Source organism: Actinoplanes sp. CA-015351, assembly GCF_050955685.1.
Classification (GTDB): domain Bacteria; phylum Actinomycetota; class Actinomycetes; order Mycobacteriales; family Micromonosporaceae; genus Actinoplanes.
The window spans coordinates 6,907,272-6,927,363 of record NZ_CP192102.1 but is presented as its reverse complement, the minus strand read 5'-3'; the positions used below and the strand labels follow the sequence as shown (position 1 = coordinate 6,927,363).

Here is a 20,092-nt window from a genome sequence, read left to right as displayed (position 1 = left end):
GACCAAAGGGTCATCACAATCGTGAAGGAGGTTAGGCTAACCTAACGTCGGCCAGCTAGACAGAGTGCAGCTGGTCACCCGGGAGCTTTGGAGGGCATCGGTGGGAACACGCGGCTTGCGAGTCATGACTGTCGTGAGTGTTCTCGGACTGGCCCTGACCGCCTGCACATCCGGTTCCGCGGCCGATCCCGCGGGGGCTGATGGGCGTACCGTCGTGGATGGGAATGGCGACCGGGTGACCGTTCCGCGGAGCCCGGCCCGGGTGGTCGCGCTCAGCGAGCCCACCCTGGACGGCGCGCTCGCGCTCGGCGTCGACATCGTCGGGACCACGAGTGGCCGTGGGCAGGGAAGCGTGCCCGGTTACCTGAGTGACCAGGCCGACGGGATCCCGATCGTCGCCTCCGTCGCCGGGCCCAACATCGAGCAGATCCTCGCGCTGAAACCCGACCTGATCCTGACCGACGGCACCGTCGCCGCCGACGCATCGGTCCTCGGCAAGCTCGCCGGCATCGCGCCCACGGTCTTCGTGAGCAAGAAGGCCGCCGACTGGAAAGGCGCGTTCACCAGCCTCGCCGAGGTGGTCGGCAAGAGCGCCGAGGCGGAGAAGGTCCTGGCCGGGTACGCGAGCCGGGTCGACGAGATCCGCGGCAAGCTGGGCGACCACGCCGGCGACACGGTCAGCATCGTCCGCTGGGGCACCGGCCAGCCCTCGGTGATCCTCAAGGAACTGCCGCCCAGCAAGGTGGTCGCCGACGTGGGTCTGCGCCGCCCGGCCGCGCAGGACAAGGACGGGCTCGGCCACTCCACCCCGGTCAGCCGGGAGAACCTCGACCAGCTCGACGCCGACTGGATGTTCTTCGGCACCCTCGGCGGCGCCACGAATCCGCAGGGCGGCAACACCGGAACCGCTGTCGGCGTCGAGGCCAGCGCCCGGATGCTCCAGGACGACGCGCTCGTGACTCCAGGGTTCACGCAGCTCACGGCGTACCGCAACAAACACGTCATCCCGGTGGACGGCTCCGCGTGGGCCAGCGCGGGCGGACCGCTCGCCGCCACCGTGATCCTCGACCAGCTCGGCAAAGCTCTTCTCAACTAAGGACTGCTCATGAGAGTCGCCGTCTTCGTTGCTCTTGTTGTCGCCGGCGTTTCCGCAGGCGTTTTGACCGGTGGGCCTGCGGTGGCCGCTGCGCCCCGGCCGTCCAACCCGGTGGGCGCGACGGTGTCGCTCGCCTCCAGCACTGTGGTGGCCGGTAAGACGATCCGGTTCACCGGCACCGGGTTCGTGAACGACAGCGGTCGTGGTCAGGTCGTCACGATCAAGCTGGACGATGTGGACATCCTGCGTTCGGTGACCGCCAGCGACAGCGGGGCGATCTCCGGGACGGTGACCGTTCCGGCGGCCACGCCGGTCGGGAAGGAACACTGGTTGCGGTTCCTGGCCGGGTCCGGGCAGGAGAACGACTCGCCGGCGCGGAGTCTGGCGAGCGGGTATTTCGCCGTTACCGCGGCGTCCTCTTCCACTACTTCTTCTCCTTCTCCAGGGGCGTCGGCTTCCGCGTCGGCCTCATCCACCGCGTCTGCTTCCACTGGCGACACTCTGCCGAAAACGGGCATTGATGCAGTGCCCCTGCTGGCTGGGACCATCGCGCTGCCGATCGCGGGCATCGTGCTGCTGCTGATCGAACGGCGTCGCCGGCGGGCATCTGCGTGACGGTCCTCTCGGCCCGGCCGGCTTTGCGGCGCACGTCCTCGAGCCGTCGCTTCATCGCACTCGCTCTTGCCGGGGTGGCGCTTGTTGTCGCTGTGGTGGCGAGTGTCGCCCTCGGCGCCAGGCCGGTGCCGCTCGAACACGTGTGGGCTGCGCTGACCGATTATGACGGTAGTCCGGACGCTGTCGCGGTTCGCGATCTGCGGTTACCCCGTACCCTCCTCGGGGTTTTTGTCGGCGCCGCTCTCGGCGTAGCCGGATGCTTGATGCAGGCGCTGACTCGCAATCCGCTCGCCGAACCGGGCGTGCTCGGCGTGAACGCCGGCGCCGCCGCCGCGATCGTCAGCGCGATGAGTTTCCTGGGTGTCACCGCTCCGGCCGGCTACGTCTGGTTCGCGCTGGCCGGCGCCGGTGGCGCGTTCACGCTTGTCTACCTGCTCGGCGGAGGCGGCCGGATCAAGGAGTCACCGGCACGCCTCGCCGTCGCCGGAACCGCCGTGGGCGCCGCGCTGACCGGCTTCACCTCAGCCGTAGTTCTGTTCGACTCGACCGCTTTCGATCAGTTTCGCTTCTGGGCCGTGGGTGCTCTCGCCGACCGCGGCATGCCCGTCTTCTGGCAGGTGGCGCCGTTCCTCGCCTGCGGCCTTCTGCTCGCCGCGTCGATCGGCCCGGCGCTCAACACGCTCGCCCTCGGCGACGATCAAAGTCGGTCACTAGGATCAAACCCCCTTTTGGTACGCGGAACCGCCGCGCTGGCCGCCGTCGCCCTGAGCGCCGGGGCAACCGCCGCGGCCGGGCCGATCGCGTTCGTGGGGTTGGCCGTACCGCACGCGGCCCGCTTCATCGTCGGCGCCGACGAACGCTGGCTGATGGCGTTCTCCGCGCTGGCCGCACCGAGCCTGCTGCTGATCGCCGACGTGACCGGGCGGGTGCTGGGGCGGCCGGGCGAGCTGGAGACCGGGGTGGTGACCGCGATGGTCGGGGCGCCGCTCTTCATCTACCTGGTCCGGCGGTTGCGAGTTCGGAAATGAAATCCGCAGTCCTCCGGGTCGGACCCGTCTCCACCCGATTCGCGCCGCGAGCCGTGCTCGTCGGGGTGCTGATCACGCTGGTAGCGGCCGCGACCGCGGTCTACAGCCTCACCGTCGGCGACTATCCGCTCAGTGTGTCCGCGGTGCTGCGTACGCTCAGTGGTCACGGCGACCGGGCGTCCGAGTTCGCCGTCTACGGCCTGCGCCTTCCCCGGGTGCTCACCGCGCTTTTCGTAGGGATGGCGTTCGGCATGGCCGGCGCGGTCTTCCAGAGCCTGTCCCGCAACCCGCTCGGCAGCCCCGACATCATCGGCTTCACCACCGGCTCGGCAACCGGCGCGCTGATCGGCATCCTGCTGCTCGGCGGCGGCAGCCTGGTGATCGCCGGCAGCGCGATCACCGGCGGCCTGGTGGTGGCGGCGCTGGTTTATCTGCTGGCTGTGCAGGACGGTGTCGTCCGCCCGGGCCAATTGGTGCTGGTCGGGATCGGGGCCAGCGCGGTGCTCGCCTCCTTCAACGGATATCTGCTGACAAGAGCGGATCTGGGCGATGCGATGCAGGCCGCGGTCTGGCTGACCGGCAGCCTCAACGGGCGAGGCTGGGAACACGCCATCCCGGTCGGCATCGCCGTAGCAGCCGGCAGCGTCGCGGTGCTGTGCCTGGCACACCCGTTGGACACGCTGGCCCTGGGCGACGACACGGCCGGGGGCTTGGGCGTACCGATCGAACGCGTACGCCGCGCCCTGCTGATCGGTGCCGTAGCCCTGACCGCGGTAGCCACCGCCTCCGCCGGCCCGGTCCCCTTCATCGCCCTGGCCGCTCCCCAGGTAGCCCGCCGGCTGACCCGCTCCCCGGACGCATCACCGCTGGTGGCGGGCCTGACCGGCGCGGCACTGCTGGCCGTCGCCGATGTGGCGGCGCAGCGCTTGTTCGCCCCGGTCACCCTCCCGGTGGGGGTCCTGACAGCAGCCCTGGGCGGCGTCTACCTGACCTGGCTACTGGCCACCCAGCAGAGAGCCAGCCGCCGCTAGCAAACCGGCTGCACGCCAGGGTCGCCGTGGCGTGCGGCCGGCGGCCGTGGCGTGCGGCCGGTGGCCGTGGCGTGCGGCCGGCGGCCGTGGCGTTGAGCCGGCCTGGGCTGGCTGAACACCACGGCCCCCGGCTGTACGTCAGGGTCGCCATGCCGTGCAGCTGGCGGCCGTAGCGTTAAGCCGGCGCGGGCGGGCTGAACACCACGGCCCCGAGCTGTACACCAGGGTCGCCGTGGCGTTAAGCCGGCAGCCGTGGCGTTAAGCCGGCGCGGGCTGGCTGAACACCATGGCCCCGAGCTGTACACCAGGGTCGCCGTGGCGTTAAGCCGGCAGCCGTGGCGTTAAGCCGGCGCGGGCTGGCTTAACGCCAGGGCCCCGAGCTGTACACCAGGGTCGCCGTGGCGTTAAGCCGGCAGCCCTGGCGTTAAGCCAACCTGGGCGCGGCTACACCACGGTCCCGGCTGTACACCACGGTTCCCGGCTGTACAGCGCGGCGGCTCCTGTGTACGGCCGGCGGTGCTGGGGTCAGCTGGATAGGTGGGGGTTCAGGGTGTTGGCGATTGTCTTCAGGGTGGCCGGGGAGACCATGCCCGGGTGGGTGCAGTCCAGCTCAAGGACGGTCACCTTGCCACCGATGTACGGCGCCCAAGCGGACGCCGACAGCCAATTCTCGGCCCGGGGCGCCGCCGCTACGAACATCAGCGCGTCGCCGTCGAAGAAGCGGTGCTGGTGTTCGCGCATCATCCGCGCGTTCTCCGCCACGACCTGCGGGATCTTCGCGAGCACGTTGTCGCCCAGTTCGGCGAGCGGGCTGTCCGCACGCCGGAGAACACCGACCACGGACTTGGCGGTGAGCGGCCCGTCGACAGCGGACTCGTCGCGCCCCGCCATGTGAAGAAGCGCCCGCAGCGCGTCCTCCGAGGACGGCGCGGGCAGGTCACGCCACTGATCACTTGGGTACGCATCAAGCAGCGCCAGCATCGACACCTCCTCACCGGCCGACCGCAGTGCCGCCGCGATCTCCTGCGCAAGAACGCCCCCGACCGACCACCCGGCCAACGCATAAGGCCCACGCGCCCGAATCGCACGGATTTCTCCGACATATCGCAAGGCAAGATCCGCAAGAGATTCGCCGACAGAGGCAGAGGCAGCTCCAGCCCCAACGGCAGCGGCAGCACCAGCACCCGCACCCGCCGTGAACGCCGGGGACTGGATCCCATACACCGCCACCGACGGATCCAAATGTGCCAGCAAGCCCGAATAACACCAGGCCAACCCACCCGCCGGATGCACCACGAACAACGCCTGCCCCGAAGACCCCGCCCGCAGCGGCAGCACCACACCCAGCCCATCAGCGCCGGTCACTGCCGGATCAAGCCGCGCCGCCAGCCCCGCCACCGTAGGCGCCGAGAACACCGCGGCAAGCGACAACGAAGACCCCAGTGAAGCCCGGATCCGCTGCACCAGCGTCACCGCCAGCAACGAGTGCCCACCCAGATCGAAGAAGTTGTCGTCCGGCCCGGGCAACGGCACCCCCAGCACCTCGGCCACCAGCCGCGCGACCGCTACCTCGGCCGGCGTCCGCAGCGCGCCACCGGAAACGGTCGCAGCAGGTGCCGGCAGCGCCCGCCGGTCCAGCTTTCCGCTGGGTGTCAGCGGCAGCTCGCTCATTTCGACGAGAGCGCCGGGCAGCATGTGGTCCGGCACGAGCGGGGCGAGATACGCTCGGACCCCTTCAAGATCAAGACCGCCCACCACGTACGCACAAAGCCGCCCGTCAACGAGCGTTACCGCCGCCCGCCCCACGGCCGGATGCTCGTTGAGCAGCGCTTCGATCTCCCCGAGTTCGACCCGGAATCCACGGATCTTGACCTGTCCGTCGGTGCGGCCGAGAAACTCGATCGTCCCGTCGAACCGCCATTTCGCAAGGTCACCGGCCCGATAAAGCCGTCCGAGAACGGGATCGTCGATGAACCGCTCGGCGGTCAGCTCCGGCCGGTTCAGATAACCGGAAGCCAGCTGCGTACCGGCGATGTAGAGCTCGCCCGGCACACCCGGCGGCACCGGCCGGCGACCCGCGTCGAGCAGGTAGATCCGGGTGTTCCAGACCGGCCGCCCGATCGGTACCGGCCCGGGCGGATCACTCGGCAGCACCGGCTGATACGTCACGTCGACCGAGGCCTCAGTGGGCCCGTACAGATTGTGGAGACCGGAACCGATCACCGCGTGGAAGCGCCGGGCCAGGTCCTCGGGCAACTCCTCGCCGCTGCAGATCACCCGGCGCAACGTCGTGCGGGTGGTGGCGGCGGCCTCTTCGCTGAGGAAGACGCGCAGCATCGACGGCACGAAGTGGACCGTGGAGATGCGTTCCGCGACGATCAGCGACGCCAGGTAGGCGGGGTCCTTGTGCCCCTCGGGCTTCGCCATGACCAGGGTCGCCCCGGTGATCAGCGGCCAGAACAGCTCCCAGACGCTGACGTCGAAACCGATCGGCGTCTTCTGCAGAACTCGTTCGCCGGGGACCAGACGGTACTCGTGCTGCATCCAGAGCAGCCGGTTCACGATGCCGCGATGCGGGACCAGCACGCCTTTCGGTCGCCCGGTCGACCCCGACGTGTAGATCGCATAGGCCGTGTCAGAAGGCGACGCCTGGGTGATTTCGATCAGCGGAACCCGGCGCAGATCAGGAAGCTCGCGCAGCACGGCGACCGGCTGCGCGTCGTCGATCATGAAGGTGAGCCGGTCGGCCGGATACGACAGATCCAGCGGCAGATATCCGGCGCCGGACCGCAGCACACCGAGCAGCGCCACCATCAGATCGATGCCGCGCGGGATCGCCACCGCGACGAGCGTGCCGGGTTTCGCACCGCGTTCGGCAAGCCATCGCGCCAGGCGGTCAGCGCGTTCATGCAGCTCCGCATAGCTGATCTCGACGCCCTCCGCGCGGACCGCGGGGGCATGCGGCGTCCGTGCGGCCTGTTGCGCCAGGAGCGTGGTCAGGGTCTTCTCGGGTACGCGGGAAGCAGTCTCGTTCCAAGCGCGGAGCACAAGATCTCGTTCGGTGCCGGTCAGCACGTCTACGTCGGACACCAGCTGGTCCGGGCTGATCTCGGCGAACGTGGTGAAGAGCCGGATCAGCCGCGCGAAGTGGCCGTCGAGCTCGTCGTCCGGGTAACTGTCCGGGTTGGCGTCGACGGTGAGGTCGAGCCGCCCGGTGTCGGTGTCCAGCCCGACGGTGACCTCCAGGTCCTCAGTCGGTCCGGTGGCCAGGTAATGGACCCGCGCGGAGACACCGTCCCCGAGGTCGAGAGTGCGGCGGAACGGTTTGACGTTGACCTGCGGTCCGCACAGGCGCCGGCCGGTCCCGACCAGCCCCAGATCGCGTTGCAGCCACTCGTACCGATATCGCTGATGGCGCGAGACGGCGCGCAACTCGTCCCGCACGGCCGCGACCAGGCCACGCAGAGTGAGGCCGGTCGGCATCGCGAGGCGCAACGGCAGGACGTTGACCACGCTGACCGGCACTCGCGCGGCGCCGGTGCCGAGGCGGCCGGAGACCGGCATGCCCAGGGTCAGGTCGGCCTCGCCGGTGATCCGGTGCAGGTAGAGGGCGGTGATCGCGTACGCGGCCTCGGCCCAGGTGACGCCGAGACGGTCGGCCGCGGCACGCAACTCGTCGGCTGTGGACTCGGGTAGTTCGATGTGCCGGTGTGCGTACCGATGGGCCGTCGGCGCGGGCCGCTGACTGAGGGTGACCGGTTCGGGGGTGTCGGTGAGGCGGTCGAGCCAGAACCGCCGGTCGTCGGCGAACCTGTCTGAGGCGATGTACGCCTGCTCGTCCTCGACCAGCGAGTCGACCGTCCGGAACGCGGCCGGGAAAGCGGCGGAAAACGACGAGCCCCGGCCGAGCGCGGCGTACGCGGCTACGACCTTCTCGGTGACCATTGCGAAGGCGTACCCGTCGAGCAGGATGTGATGAGCCCGGAAGTACCAGACGGTCTGTTCCGGGCCGGTGCGGAGCACCGCCTGGCGGACGAGTGGCACGCCGGTGAGCGGCAGTGCTTCGGCGAGGTCGGCGTCGATCCAGCGGCGGACGGCGGCCTCGCCGGGCAGATCCACGATCTCCGGGCCGGTGGCCGGCTGCTCGATCCGCCGGACCTGGTCACCCTCGACGGCGAAGCCGGTACGCAGCACGTCGGTGGCCTCGGTGACCTGCCGGATCGCCTCGGCGAGCCGCGCGGTGTCGAGAGGGCCGTCGATGGTGATGCGGTGGGCGCAGAGGTACGACGGGTTCCCGGGGTCAAGGAGCTGGGCGAACCAGAGTGCCTGCTGGGGAGCAGTCAGGGGGTGATGATCAGCATGCATAGTTAGGGTAGCCTAACCAAACTAGGATGGTTTGTCATGGAGGTGTGCATGGCTGCGGAGCGGCCGAAGAACGTCCCGCCGACGTCGGTCCCGCCGAGGACTCCGCGTCCCGCGCCACCGGCCATCGTGGACAGTCCACGCATCCAGCGGTTGCGTGACGACGGCCCGGACGCGGTCGCCCGGTTCTGGGCCGAGGTGGCACACGCCGGCACCCCGCTGATCGAGCGGGACCGCGACGCCACACTGATCACTTTCGTCTGGCGCGAGCGGCGGCCCACCCGTGACGTGCTGGCGCTCGTCAACAAGCTGGCCGACCGTTCCGACCTGAGCCGCTCCCGGATGCGCCGGCTGCCCGGCTCGGACCTGTGGCACCTGACCTACCGGGTACGCGACGACTGGATGGGCAGTTACCACTTCGCCCCGGACGAGTCGGAGCATGAGCCGCTCGAACTCGGACCGGCGCACTGGCGGGAGGTCGCGACGAACCTGGTGGCCGATCCGCTCAACCCGGTGACCCTGCGACAGTCCCGGCCGCCGCACAAATCGGTCGCCGCCGGTCCCGCCGCGACACCGTCGCCGCGCTGGTGGCAGCGTCGATCCGGGGTGCCCGAGGGAACCGTGGACGCGGTCGAGGCCGGCGGGCGGCAGGTCTGGCGTTATCTGCCGCCGGGATATCGGGGCCACGCCGAGGCGTACCCGGTGATGGTTTTGCTTGATGGTGACATCTGGGGTCCGCTGCTGCCGGTGGCGCCCGTGCTGGACAACCTGATCGCGGCCGGCCGGATCCCGCCGCTGGTCGCGCTCCTGCCGGAGAGCGGGGACCAGCCGACCCGGTTCACCGAGTACGCGTGCGATCCGGCCTTCACCGAGTACCTCGCCACCGGCCTGATCGCCGAGGCCGGGCATGATCTGAATCTGACATCCGACCCGTCCCGGACCGTCATCGCCGGGCAGAGTCTCGGTGGGCTGGCCGCCGCTTTCGCCGGCTTCAGCCATCCGGAGCGGTTCGGCAACGTGCTCAGCCAGTCCGGCGCGTTCTGGTGGAAGAGCAGCACGCCGGACGATGTGGACGCCGAGTGGTTCGCCCACCAGGTGGCGCTGGCCGGCCGGCGACCGGTTCGCTGGCACGTCGAGGTCGGCCTGGACGAGTGGGTCAACCTGCGCCCCAACCGCCACCTGCGCGACGTGCTGACGGCGCGAGGGTACGAGCTGACCTACAGCGAGTTCGCCGGCGGCCACGACCGCCTCTGCTGGCGCGAACGCTTCGGCGAAGCCCTGTCCACCCTGCTGCCCGGCTGACCCACCGGCTTGCGCTCGCGGTCGTGTTTCGGGGTCGACAGCGACCACGAGCGCAAGCCGGGTCATGCCGGGGTGAGCAGGTCGGCGGTCAGCTCCCGGGTGGACGCGACCACGCCGCACCGGGTCTGCACGTGGCGCAGCGCGTCTGCGTGGTGGGCCGGGCTGAAGTCGGCCACCGCGTCGGTCACCACGAACGGCTGGACACCGCGCATGAACGCGTCCATCGCCGTGGCCAGCACCCCGATGTGCGCGTAGACGCCGGTGACGATCAGCTGGTCACGCCCGCCCAGCACGGTGTCGAGATCGGTGCCGACGAACGCGCTGTACCGCCGCTTGGTCAGCACCACGTCACCCGGCGCGGGCCGTAGAGCGTCGGTGATCGCCAGCGCCCGGTCGTCCGCCGGCGGCCCGTCGCCCCAGAAATCCTGGAGCAGGCCACGCTCTTCGCGGGACTGACCACCCGGCTGGGCCGAGAAGATCACCGGAATCCCGGTACGCCCGGCGTGCTCCCGCAGCGTCGCGATGTTGCCGACGACCTTGGAGAGCAGCGCGTTGTCGGCGGTGCCGAACGGCGCCAGAAAATAGTTCTGCATGTCGTGGACCAGCAGCGCGGCCCGAGCCGGCTCGACGCGCCAGTGGACCTTGCCGCCGGCGCGGGTGAATCCGCTGGGCAGGTGGTACGGGGTGATGCGGGGGAGCACGGTTCAGCCTTTCGGTGTGGTGGCCAGCTCGCGGAGCAGGGTGCGTAGTTCCCGCCGGCTCGTCTTGCCGACGCCGGTCACCGGGAACCGCTCCACCACCCGCAGCCGGTCCGGGATCTTGTAGGCGGCCAGACCTCGGTCGCGCAGGTGGGCACGGATCTCGGAGAGCTTGGGTACGCGTACCCCAGGCTTGACCACGACGAAGGCGCAGCTCCGCTCACCGAGGTACTCGTCGGGTATCCCGACCACTGCCGCGTCGTGCACGGCCGGATGGGTCAGCAGGTGGTCCTCGACCTCCTCTGCGGCGATCTTCTCGCCGCCCCGGTTGATCTGGTCCTTGGCTCGCCCCTCGACGACCAGATAGCCGCCGGGCAGCCGTCGCACCAGGTCTCCGGTGCGATAGAAGCCGTCCTCGGTGAAGGCGACCTTGTTGTGATCGTCGGCGTTCCAGTAGCCACGGATCGTGTACGGACCCCGGGTCAGCAGGTGTCCGACGGTTCCGTCCGGCACGTCGGCGTCCTCGTCGTCGACGACCCGGATCTCGTCGTCGGGGGAGATCGGCCGGCCCTGGCTGTGCAGGACGATGTCGTCCGGGTCGTCCAGGCGGGTGTAGTTGACCAGTCCCTCCGCCATGCCGAAGACCTGCTGGAGCCGGCATCCGAGGGTCGGCCGGATCCGCTCGGCCACCGAGTCGAGGAGTTTCGCGCCGCCAACCTGAAGGGTCGCCAACGTCGACAAATCGGGATTTGTCCGATCGGCGGCGTCGAGCCAGACCAGAGCCAGCGGCGGGACCAGCGCGGTGATGGTGACCGACTCCGCCGAGATCAGCGGGAACGCCATAGCGGGGTCGGGCGTGGTGGAGAGCACGACCTTCCCTCCGGTGTGCAGGACGCCGAGGACACCGGGTGAGGACATGGTGAAGTTGTGCGCCACCGGGAGAGCAACCAGGTAGGCGCTGTCCTGATTCAGGTGGCAGATCCGGGCGCTCTCCCGAACGCTGTACAGATAGTCGTCGTGTGTCCTGGGTATCAGCTTCGGCAGGCCCGTGCTACCGCCGGAGAGCTGAAGAAACGCCAGGTCGGACGGGGACGGCCCGGCGGGGAGCTGACCCTCTTGATAAAGCGTGTCAAGGCCGATGAATCCGCCTGGATCGCCGGCCACGATGGTCAGCCCGTCCCCGGCCAGCGTTCGATGATCAAAACCGTCGTACACATCGGTGGTGATGAACGCGACCGCCGACGTGTGCGAACGGAAGTACCCGATCTCCGCGCTCCGGTGCGCAGGCAGGGCGAAGACCGGCAGCGCACCGATCCGGAACAACGCGAAGATCACGTCGAAGAACTCGGCCACGTTGGGCAACTGGACCACGACCCGATCACCGGGCTGGATCCCGCGCGCATACAGGCCCGCGGCCAGCCGGGTGGCGCGTTCCCGCAGCTCACGATAGGTGATCCGCTGTTCTCCGGAGACGATCGCGACCCGGTCGGGGAACGCTGTGGCGCTCTCCCTCAGTAGGTCGTCGAAGGTCTGCCCGATCCAGTAACCCTTCTCCCGATAGCGCGCGGCGAAGTCCTCAGGCCACATCGGTCACTCCCACAGAGGTCACGCCCAGGGCGCTCAGCATCGTGCCGAGTTTCGCGTTGGTCTCGGCCAGCTCGGCCTGCGGATCGGAGCCGGCCACGATGCCCGCGCCGGCGTAGACGTCCAGGCCGTCCGGCCCGGCGGTGGCGCAGCGGATCGTGACCGCCCACTCGCCGTCGCCGTCCGCGCTGGTCCAGCCGACCATCCCGGCGAAGAAGCCGCGGTCGAACGTCTCCAGCTCGGCGATCGCCTGCCGCGCTGCCGCCGATGGCGTACCGCAGACCGCGGGCGTGGGATGCAACGCTGCCGCGAGCGCCAGCGCCGAGACACCCGGGTCGGCGATCTCTCCGGTGATCCGGGAACCGAGGTGCCACATGGTGGGCGTGGCGGTGAGCGCAGGCTCCCTCGGCACCCGCAGATCGCGGCAGAACGGCCTCAGTCCTTCGGCCACCGCCTCGCTCGCGAACGCGTGTTCGTGCAGGTCCTTCGCGGAGGCGAGCAGAGCGGCTGCCCTGCGGGCGTCCTCCGCGGGGTCAGGGCTGCGAGGAATGCTTCCGGCCAGAGGATGGGCCGAGACGGTACGCCCGAAGCGGCTGACCAGCAGTTCCGGACTGGCGCCGAGAAGGGTGCGACCGGCGCCCAGGTCGACGCCGAAGGTGTAGCTGCCGGCGGCGGCCAGGGCGCGTACCACCGGGGCCGGGTCGAAGCCGGGTGCCGCGATGCGCAGGCAGCGGGCCAGGACGACCTTCGTGTACGCGCCGGCCTTGATGTCCGCGACGGCCCTGGCCACGGCGGCCAGATAGGCATCGTCCGGGATCGACGGCACTGCCGGTCGTGCAGCCGGGGTGGCGGCGCGGGTGACGACCGCCTCGGCGCGGCGCAGGTTCTCCGGCACGAGCAGGCGGGCCGGGTGGGCCGGCCTGTCCGGGTGGGCCCACCCGTCCGGGTGGGCCGAGCGCGCCGGGCTGTCCGGGCTGTCCGGCCCAGCCGGGCTGGTCGGCGCGAACGGGACGGCGCCGAGGACGACCGGCGCACCGCCCCGGAGCAGGGCTTCCGCGTCGGCCACGGTGGTGGCGGTGGCGCGTACGCCCTCGGCGAGCAGGGTGCCGCGCGGGGAGGCGAACACCGACGACGAGCCCGGCCGGTACGCGGCGAGCAGGCCGGCTCCGTCGAGCGTGGAGCTGACGGCGGACACAGTTGATCTCCCTAGGGTGTGGTCGGTGGACGTTCAGGCGCGGAGGGTCGCGCCGCCGTCGACGTAGAGGTCGTGCATCGTGATGTGCCGGGCCCGTGGTGAGGCCAGGAAGATCACGGCGTCGGCGATGTCCTCCGCCGTGGCGATCCGGCCCAGCGGGATGCCGGCCCGGAACGTCGCCGGGTCACCCGCGATCACCGGCGCGGGACCGGACTCGGTCCACAGCGCCCGCTGCATCGGGGTGTCGGTGGAGCCGGGCGCGACCACGTTGCAGCGGATGCCGTACGGCGCGAGTTCGAGCCCGAGCGACTTCGTGAACATGGTGCTGGCGGCCTTCGACGCGGCGTAGGCGGCCATTCCGGCGCGAGGGACACCGGCCGCGTTCGACGAGACGGTCACGATCGCGCCGGATCCGCGCGGAACCATGCGCCTGGCCACCGCGCGGCTCGCGTGGAAGACCCCGGTGACGTTCACCGCGAACGTGTGCTGCCAATTGTCATCATTAAAGTTGACGACTTCTCCGGTATGCAGCACGCCGGCCACGTTGACGAGCAGGTCGATCGGCCCGAAGAACTTCTCGGTGGCGTCCACGACAGTTTCCACCTGCTCGGCCGACGTGACGTCGGCGACCTGCGGCAGGATGCCGGGGCACTCCTGCGCGAGCTGCCGGACCCCGTCGCCGCTCCGGTCGGCGGCGGCCACCCGGACACCCTCGCCGGCGAGCGCGCACGCGACCGCCCGGCCGATGCCCTGCCCCGCGCCGGTCACCAGAGCAACCGTCCCGGCCAGCCCGAACCCGGTCACCGGCTGGTGTTCCCAGCTGATTCACCGGCGGATTTGTCGGCAAGGGAAGCCCATGCCGCGATGGTCGGCTCGTCCGCCAGATCCAGGAAGCCGATGTCGTGACCATCCTCACGCCAGCGCGCGGACAGCATCAGGACGCGGATGGAGTCGAGCCCGCGATCAATCAGGTTCTCGTCGTCCCCGAGATCGGCGGGGTCCTCCTCCAGAACCTCCGCGATGTCCCGGCGCAGACGTTCCTTGTCCAAGGGCACGGTCATGCCATCGGCTCCGTTCGTTGTTAGGTAAGGCTAACCTAGCAGCGAATCGGCTTCATGTAGAAGGTGGACAACATCACTCACCAGATTGTCCACAATCAGGGAGGTGAAGGCGAGACCGGACTGTCTTCACTCCTGGCCGGCGACCAGGCGGCGGAGGCGGCTGGTCAGCCGGCGGCGGTCGGACTCCTCCTGCTCGGCGGCGGCCCAGCCGGCCGTCAGGTACTCGCTGACCAGTGCGTCGGTCTCGCCGGGCGACTGGTCTCGGTCTGCTCGTTCGCGGGCGGCCAGGAGGCGGGAGCGTCGGGGGAGGAGGTCGGGGTCGCGGCCTGAGCGGGCCCAGTCCTGGGCTGCCTCGGTGATCCGGCGGCGCAGGAGGAGGTCCTCGCCTGCCTCCGACACCCACCTCGCCAGCCTCGGCCAGCTGCTCAGCAGGGCCTCGTGGCTGATCTCCACGGTGTCCGCGCCGACCGTGACCAGGCGGGCTTTCACCAGGCGGCGCAGGACTCGGGAGTCGGCCGCGGCGCGTTCGCCACGTCGGCGGACCGCCGTGCCGTTGGCGGTCACCGTGACCAGGGCCAGCAGGGCCTCGCGGAGGCGGTCGCGGTCGTCCGGAGGCAGCTCCAGGTAGATCCGTTCGGCGGTCTCGGCGATCGCGTGCCGGACGCCGCCGGTCTCCTGGTATGCGCTCACGGTCAGCCGGATGCCCTCCCGTCTGTCCCAGGTGGCTCGCAGCGCGTGGGCCAGCAGCGGCAGGTCGCCCGGGTCGTAACCGTTATGCCGGTCCGCGCCCAGGTCGCGGAGCAGCAGGTCGGGCAGGCCTGGTTCGACGCCGAGGCCGGACTGCTCGGCAGGTTCGATCACGGCGCGGCGGATGGCCTCGGCGTTCAGCGGGCCCAGCACCATGTGGCCGGCCGCGAGGACTTTCGCCAGCGGCGGCAGCTCCACGCAGGCCGCGTAGAAGTCGGAGCGGACCGCGATCACCACGAGGGCCGGCGCGGCGGTGACCAGCTCGGTGGCGTACGCGAGGCGTTCGGCGGGGTCGGGGCAGTGGGTGAACAGTTCTTCGAACTGGTCGACCACGATCACCGGGCGGCGGCCGGCCGCTGTGGCGCCGGCGGCGAGTTCGCCGAGGGAAGCCGGTTCATTTGCGGCGTCGGCGGCGAGTTGGCCGAGGGAAGCACGTTCGTCGGGTGTTGCGATGCCCTTGCTCGCGGGTGCGGCCAGGAATCTCAGACGTTCACGCAGGTGCGCGATGGGGCGTACTCCTGGGCTTGTCAGAACCCACGGCCAAGCCGCAGCTTGCGCGCCTAGCGCGCCTGACGCCAAGCCTGGCAGAAGTCCCGCCCTGACCAGGGAGGACTTGCCGGCGCCGGACGCGCCGGTGACGACCAGGGGCGGACCGCCGGCGGCCTGTTCGGCCAGACGGCCGAGGAGTTCGGCTACCTCGGGCTCACGACCGCGGAACCAGGGTGCGTCCTCCGGTTGGAAGTGCACGAGACCGGGGTACGGCGGGACGGCGCCACCCGGGACGTCAGCCGGCGGGCTGTCCTCGGTGGGGAGCTGCTCGCGGGTGATGGCGATCAGATGGCGGCGGACCTCGGCGAGTTCGCGGTGCAGTCGCAGGCTCTGGGTGGCGAGTTGCCGGCGCAGGCCGTCGACGCTTTTCCGGACGTCGGCGAGCATCCAGCGCAGCTCGTGGACGCCGAGGCCGAGTTCGTGGAACGCCGCTTCCAGGACGTGCCGCAGTTCCACATCGGTGAGTTCGGACTCGGAGATCGCGGCGCTGATCGCGTCGACCTGGCGCAGTATTTGGGAGATCTCTTCGTGGAGCGCGCGGCCGTTGTTGCCGGGGTTCTCGCCGGCGTTCTTGTCGGCGGTGGCCAGTCGGGTCAGGAGTTCGGCGGCGAGGGTGCCGCGCCACTGTTCCTCGCTGTCGTTCTGGCCCTTCAGTTTCTTGGCGGTGTCGGCCATCGCGTCGGCAAGGACGTTGCTGCCGATCCCGCCGAGCTGATCAAGAGCGGTCGCGAACTCGGCCGGCGTTCCGAGCCCGGCGCCGGCGATCGGTGTCACCGCGGAGGCGGTCAGGAGTGCCAGAATCGCGTACGGGCTGGCGGTGCGGATCCGGGTCCCGGTTCGGTGGCCGGCGCCGCGTACCCAGACGCGTACACCGGCTCTGGCCTGCTCGGCCGCTGTTTCCGGATCCGGTTCGGGCACGGCTCGCCGTCCTTCATGGACATCGACACCTTTCGGGTTCTCATGATGTCATCCCCGTGCGAGGCAAGCGCCGTTCTCGTACGGTATGAGCGTGGTGAATGCGGTGAGCGACGTTGTACCTACTGAGCGTATCGATATCGTCGGTCGCCGAACGCTGGCCTGGTGGCCGGTCGGGCTGATAGCCGCCGGCGCCACACTGCTGCTTCTGATCACCGCGAACCGGTACGACTACCACCGCGACGAGCTGTACTTCCGGATGCTCGGCCAGCACCCGCAGTGGGGGTATGTCGACCAGCCGCCCTTCACGCCGCTGCTCGCTCGCCTCGGCATCGAGATGTTCGGGGACACGGTGTGGGCGATGCGGGTGCCGTTCGCGCTGGTGCTGGGGTTGACCGCGCTTGTTGCCGCCGTCATCGCCCGGGAGGTGGGTGGCGGAGCGGTCGCGCAGTCGATCGCGGCGGCGGGGGTGGTGAGCGCTTTTCCGTTGTCTGCCGCGCATGTCAGTTCCACCGCCGCGGTGGATCTGCTGGTCTGGCTCGGTGTTGTCTTCTTCGTGATCCGGGCGTTGCAGGGCGGTGCGGGGTGGGCTTGGGTGGCGGCCGGGGTCACTGCTGGCCTCGGGCTCTACAACAAGCACCTCGTGGTGTTTCTGCTGGTCAGCCTGGCTGCGGGGTTACTGGTGGCCGGGCCCCGGGAAGTGTTCCGGTCCCGGATGCTGTGGGCCGGGGTGGCCGCTGTTGTCGTGGTTGGCCTGCCCAATGTGGTCTATCAGGTGGTCAACGGGTTTCCGCAGGTCGAGATGGCTCCGGCCATCGCTGTCTCCGGGGCTGACCGGATCATGGTGGTGCCTCTGCAACTCGTTCTGGTCATCTTGCCGCCGGTGTGGATCGCTGGGATCGTGATGCTCGCCCGTGATCGGCGGCTGCGATCCATTGCGGTCGCGTACCCGATCATTCTGATTCTGGTGCTGGCTTCCGGCGGGCAGGCGTACTACCCGATCGGGCTGTTGCTCGCGCTCTTCGCCATCGGGGCGGTGCCGACTTCGCGGTGGATGAACCGTCGTTGGCGGCGGGTTCTCGTGGGGGCAGGCGTTGCGGTCTTCGCCCTGCTTGCCGTGTTGTCGTCGCTTCCGGTCGTTCCTGAGGAGGACTTGTCCGACAGCCTTGTGGTCTCGGCGAATCAGACCGTCGCTGATCAGATCGGGTGGCGGGACTACGTGTGGCAGGTCGGCGCTGTCTACGCTGCGTTGTCCGACGCTGATCAGCGGAAGGCTGTGCTGTTCGCGGGGAATTACGGGGAGGCCGGGGCGCTGGATCGATACGGCCCTTCGCTGGCGTTGCCGGACGTCTACAGCGGACATAATTCACTTTTTGCCTTCGGGCCGCCGCCCGAGGGGAAGAGCGTGGTGGTGGCGGTGGTTCAGGTCACGCCTCGGAACTTCGGTAGTTGCGCCGCGAAGGCTCGGCTTCGTAATGCGGTCGGGGTGGAGAACGAGGAGCTCGAGGCGCAGGTTTATGTGTGCCGGCTCAGCCAGCCGTGGAGTGCTGTCTGGCCGGCGGTGCGGCACTACGACTGAGTGCGTGACCGGCCCGCCGCCCCCGCCGCCCCCGCCGGTCGCCGGTCGCAGGTCGCCGGTCGAGCGGAAAGCGTCAGCCCGCGACCTGTTGGGTCAGACCTGGCGGTTTCGGCCCGCCTGGTAGCCGGCGATCATCTGGGGGATCATCAGGGCCACCATCACCGCCAGCGGCGCCCGCCAGCCGTCCGTCGCGTCGTGCAGGGCGCCGATCACGAACGGGCCCGGGATGGCGATCAGATAACCCACGCTCTGTGCGAAGGCGGACAGCTTCACCACCGTCGCCGGGTTGCTGCCGCGTAGCGCGATCATGGTCAGGACCAGCGGGAACGCCGTGTTCACCACGCCCAGCATGATGGCCCACAGCCAGGGCGCCGCGCTGGGGGACCACAGCAGGCCGCCCCAGCCGGCCATGCCGAAGAGGCCGAGGACCAGCGCGATCATGCTTTGGCTCCGGGTGCGCCCGGCCAGTGACGAAAGGGCAAATCCCAGGGGTACGCCCAAGAACGACGTCACCGCGAACAGAATGCCCGCCGTCGACGCCGAGATCCCCGCGTCCCGATAGATCTGCGGCAACCACCCGATGATCACGTAGGCGGAGGTGGACTGCATGCCGAAGTACACCGCGAGGGCCCACGCGACGGGGCTGCGCGTCACGCGTACCGAAGAGGGCTGTTGATCTTGAGCGGGGCGAGGCGCGGGGGCGGAACGGGCCAGCAGGAGCCACGGCGGGAGCGCGATCACGGCGGCGAGCGCCCAGCAGGACAGCCCGAGGCGCCAGTCGTCGCCGAAACTGCTGGTCAGTGGCACGGTCGCGGCCGCCGCGGTGGTCGCGCCCACGTTCAGTGCCACCGTGTAGAGGCCGGTCACCGTGCCGACCTGGTCCGGGAAGCGGTCTTTCACGATCGACGGCAGCAGGATGTTGACAAGCGCGATGCCGGCCAGTGCCACCGCGCTGAGCAGCAGGAACAGTGCCACGCCGCCGGCGTAGGGGCGGGTCGCGAGACCTGCGGTGAGCAGCGCGAGGCCGCCGAAGATCACGCGAGCGGAGCCGAACCGTCGCGCCAGGCGAGGCGCGGCAAGGCCGATTGCCGCAAAACACACCACGGGTACGGAAGTGAGCAGCCCCGCCACGGTGGTGGACATGCCGAGGCCGGCGCGGAGTTCGGTGAGCACCGGGCCGATGCTGGTGACGGCGAGCCTCAGGTTCACCGCCGCCAGCAACAGCGCGATCAGAATGAAGAGCCGACCCTGGCGGCGTGTGATCGCCTGCTGTTCCCGTAATGCCACGGAAACATCATGGCCCTGCTCACGGGCTGGTGCGCGGCAGGGTGTGTACGGTCACAAGCGCTTACCGCTGCTTACACCGAGGCGGGCGTCTCCTGCTCGCGCTCGGTCTGCTCGTTGAACTCTCGCTTGCTCGACTGCCAGCCGTCCTCGTTCATGCCGTTGCGCCAGTATCCGGAGATCGACAGCTGGTCGAGCGGCATCCCCAGCTCGCGGCGAAGGTACCCACGGAGGTCGCGGACGAGGTTCGCCTCGCCGTGCACGAAGACCTGACCCTGGCCCTCGGGGAGGACCGCGCCACGCACCGCGTCGCAGAGCAGCACACCGACCGGGCGTGCGCCCCGGTGCAGCCAGTTGATCTCGACGCCCGGGCCGGCCGGCAGTTTCTGCTCCTCGTCGGGGCTCTCGACCTCGAGGAAGACCTGTGCGACGGCGTCCTCGGGCATGCCCTCGATCGCGGCCGCGATGGCCGGGATGGCGCTCTCGTCACCGGCGAGCAGGTGCCAGTCGGCGCCGGCGCTCGGGGCGTAACCACCGCCGGGGCCCATGAACCGGAACACGTCATCGGGCTTCGCCTGCGCGGCCCACGGCCCGGCGATGCCGCTGTCGCCGTGCACCACGAAGTCGACCCACATCTCGGGGATCTCCGGCAGCCACTTGCGAACCGTGTAGGTCCGGACCGACGGCCAGGTCTCGGACGGCATCGTCTCGCGGATGGCACCCATGTTGAACGGCTCCGGGTAGTCGACACCGGGCTGCGGGAAGAGCACCTTGATGTAGTGATCGGTGAACTGCCCAGCCTCGATCCCGGCCAGAGCCTCACCGCCGACCACCACTCGCACCATGTGCGGGGTCAGCTGCTCGACCCGAGTGACCACGCCCTCGTGGGCCGGTCGCGCTGGTCTGTTCGCCATACTGCACCTCATTGCCGGTGGGACGATCTCCGGCAGGTAAGGCTACCCTTATTTTCGGTGATCTAACGTGCCGCCTGCTGGTGATTGTGAGTTTTCCCGGCAGGACGCGGTTTGAATCGGCGTCCAGACACA

Annotated in this window: 15 protein-coding genes; 6 read left to right on the top strand and 9 right to left on the bottom strand. The window is 69.8% G+C overall.

Annotation, left to right across the window (positions count from 1 at the left end; all coding sequences use genetic code 11):
• The first annotated feature begins 124 nt into the window (after positions 1-124).
• The 4 genes from ACQP2E_RS31395 to ACQP2E_RS31380 are packed head-to-tail and all read left to right on the top strand — an operon-like array spanning position 125 to position 3,770.
• Entirely contained in the window at positions 125-1,096 is a 972-nt protein-coding gene (locus ACQP2E_RS31395) for an ABC transporter substrate-binding protein (RefSeq protein WP_433826573.1), read from the top strand.
• 9 nt (positions 1,097-1,105) lie between these two features.
• Positions 1,106-1,711, top strand: a complete 606-nt coding sequence (locus ACQP2E_RS31390; protein WP_433826572.1) for a hypothetical protein — start codon at positions 1,106-1,108, stop codon at positions 1,709-1,711.
• Entirely contained in the window at positions 1,708-2,739 is a 1,032-nt protein-coding gene (locus ACQP2E_RS31385; protein ID WP_433826571.1) for a FecCD family ABC transporter permease, read from the top strand. Before ACQP2E_RS31390 ends, ACQP2E_RS31385 begins: the two co-directional genes overlap by 4 nt.
• Positions 2,736-3,770 carry a FecCD family ABC transporter permease gene (locus ACQP2E_RS31380; RefSeq protein ID WP_433826570.1) on the top strand — a complete coding sequence of 345 codons (1,035 nt, stop codon included), beginning with the start codon at positions 2,736-2,738 and terminating at the stop codon, positions 3,768-3,770. Before ACQP2E_RS31385 ends, ACQP2E_RS31380 begins: the two co-directional genes overlap by 4 nt.
• 525 nt (positions 3,771-4,295) lie before the next feature.
• On the opposite strand, the gene ACQP2E_RS31375 is transcribed toward ACQP2E_RS31380, so the two are convergent.
• Positions 4,296-8,135: an amino acid adenylation domain-containing protein gene (locus tag ACQP2E_RS31375; protein WP_433826569.1), complete on the bottom strand. Its 3,840-nt coding sequence runs from the start codon at positions 8,133-8,135 to the stop codon at positions 4,296-4,298.
• Between the two features lie 48 nt (positions 8,136-8,183).
• On the opposite strand from ACQP2E_RS31375, the gene fes reads away from it, so the two are divergent.
• Entirely contained in the window at positions 8,184-9,434 is a 1,251-nt protein-coding gene (fes, locus tag ACQP2E_RS31370; protein ID WP_433826568.1) for an enterochelin esterase, read from the top strand.
• 62 nt (positions 9,435-9,496) lie between these two features.
• On the opposite strand, the gene ACQP2E_RS31365 is transcribed toward fes, so the two are convergent.
• From ACQP2E_RS31365 to ACQP2E_RS31340, 6 genes are all read right to left on the bottom strand, one after another.
• Complete coding sequence (locus ACQP2E_RS31365; protein WP_433826567.1) at positions 9,497-10,135, bottom strand: isochorismatase family protein; 639 nt, start codon at positions 10,133-10,135, stop codon at positions 9,497-9,499.
• Between the two features lie 3 nt (positions 10,136-10,138).
• Positions 10,139-11,719 carry a (2,3-dihydroxybenzoyl)adenylate synthase gene (locus ACQP2E_RS31360; RefSeq protein WP_433826566.1) on the bottom strand — a complete coding sequence of 527 codons (1,581 nt, stop codon included), beginning with the start codon at positions 11,717-11,719 and terminating at the stop codon, positions 10,139-10,141.
• A complete protein-coding gene (locus ACQP2E_RS31355) occupies positions 11,709-12,911 on the bottom strand; it encodes an isochorismate synthase (protein ID WP_433826565.1) in 1,203 nt (400 codons plus the stop codon). Before ACQP2E_RS31355 ends, ACQP2E_RS31360 begins: the two co-directional genes overlap by 11 nt.
• Positions 12,912-12,944: 33 nt before the next feature.
• Positions 12,945-13,715 (bottom strand): 2,3-dihydro-2,3-dihydroxybenzoate dehydrogenase, encoded by a 771-nt coding sequence (locus tag ACQP2E_RS31350; protein ID WP_433826564.1) that lies wholly within the window; start codon positions 13,713-13,715, stop codon positions 12,945-12,947.
• Entirely contained in the window at positions 13,712-13,972 is a 261-nt protein-coding gene (locus tag ACQP2E_RS31345; RefSeq protein ID WP_433826563.1) for a phosphopantetheine-binding protein, read from the bottom strand. Before ACQP2E_RS31345 ends, ACQP2E_RS31350 begins: the two co-directional genes overlap by 4 nt.
• Before the next feature lie 126 nt (positions 13,973-14,098).
• A complete protein-coding gene (locus ACQP2E_RS31340; RefSeq protein ID WP_433826561.1) occupies positions 14,099-16,186 on the bottom strand; it encodes an ATP-binding protein in 2,088 nt (695 codons plus the stop codon).
• 103 nt (positions 16,187-16,289) lie between these two features.
• Between ACQP2E_RS31340 and ACQP2E_RS31335 the strand changes: the two genes are divergently transcribed.
• Positions 16,290-17,762: an ArnT family glycosyltransferase gene (locus ACQP2E_RS31335; protein ID WP_433826560.1), complete on the top strand. Its 1,473-nt coding sequence runs from the start codon at positions 16,290-16,292 to the stop codon at positions 17,760-17,762.
• Between the two features lie 93 nt (positions 17,763-17,855).
• On the opposite strand, the gene ACQP2E_RS31330 is transcribed toward ACQP2E_RS31335, so the two are convergent.
• Positions 17,856-19,049 carry a CynX/NimT family MFS transporter gene (locus tag ACQP2E_RS31330; RefSeq protein WP_433826559.1) on the bottom strand — a complete coding sequence of 398 codons (1,194 nt, stop codon included), beginning with the start codon at positions 19,047-19,049 and terminating at the stop codon, positions 17,856-17,858.
• A 71-nt stretch (positions 19,050-19,120) separates the two neighbouring features.
• Positions 19,121-19,960 carry a siderophore-interacting protein gene (locus ACQP2E_RS31325; protein WP_433826558.1) on the bottom strand — a complete coding sequence of 280 codons (840 nt, stop codon included), beginning with the start codon at positions 19,958-19,960 and terminating at the stop codon, positions 19,121-19,123.
• Positions 19,961-20,092: the final 132 nt, after the last annotated feature.

Excerpts from the sequence above, each read along its gene's own strand:
- ACQP2E_RS31395 (WP_433826573.1), top strand. The coding sequence starts at position 125 with ATGACTGTCGTGAGTGTTCTCGGACTGGCCCTGACCGCCTGCACATCC.
- ACQP2E_RS31390 (WP_433826572.1), top strand. The coding sequence starts at position 1,106 with ATGAGAGTCGCCGTCTTCGTTGCTCTTGTTGTCGCCGGCGTTTCCGCA.
- ACQP2E_RS31380 (WP_433826570.1), top strand. The coding sequence starts at position 2,736 with ATGAAATCCGCAGTCCTCCGGGTCGGACCCGTCTCCACCCGATTCGCG.
- ACQP2E_RS31375 (WP_433826569.1), bottom strand. The coding sequence starts at position 8,135 with ATGCATGCTGATCATCACCCCCTGACTGCTCCCCAGCAGGCACTCTGG.
- fes (WP_433826568.1), top strand. The coding sequence starts at position 8,184 with ATGGCTGCGGAGCGGCCGAAGAACGTCCCGCCGACGTCGGTCCCGCCG.
- ACQP2E_RS31360 (WP_433826566.1), bottom strand. The coding sequence starts at position 11,719 with ATGTGGCCTGAGGACTTCGCCGCGCGCTATCGGGAGAAGGGTTACTGG.
- ACQP2E_RS31345 (WP_433826563.1), bottom strand. The coding sequence starts at position 13,972 with ATGACCGTGCCCTTGGACAAGGAACGTCTGCGCCGGGACATCGCGGAG.
- ACQP2E_RS31325 (WP_433826558.1), bottom strand. The coding sequence starts at position 19,960 with ATGGCGAACAGACCAGCGCGACCGGCCCACGAGGGCGTGGTCACTCGG.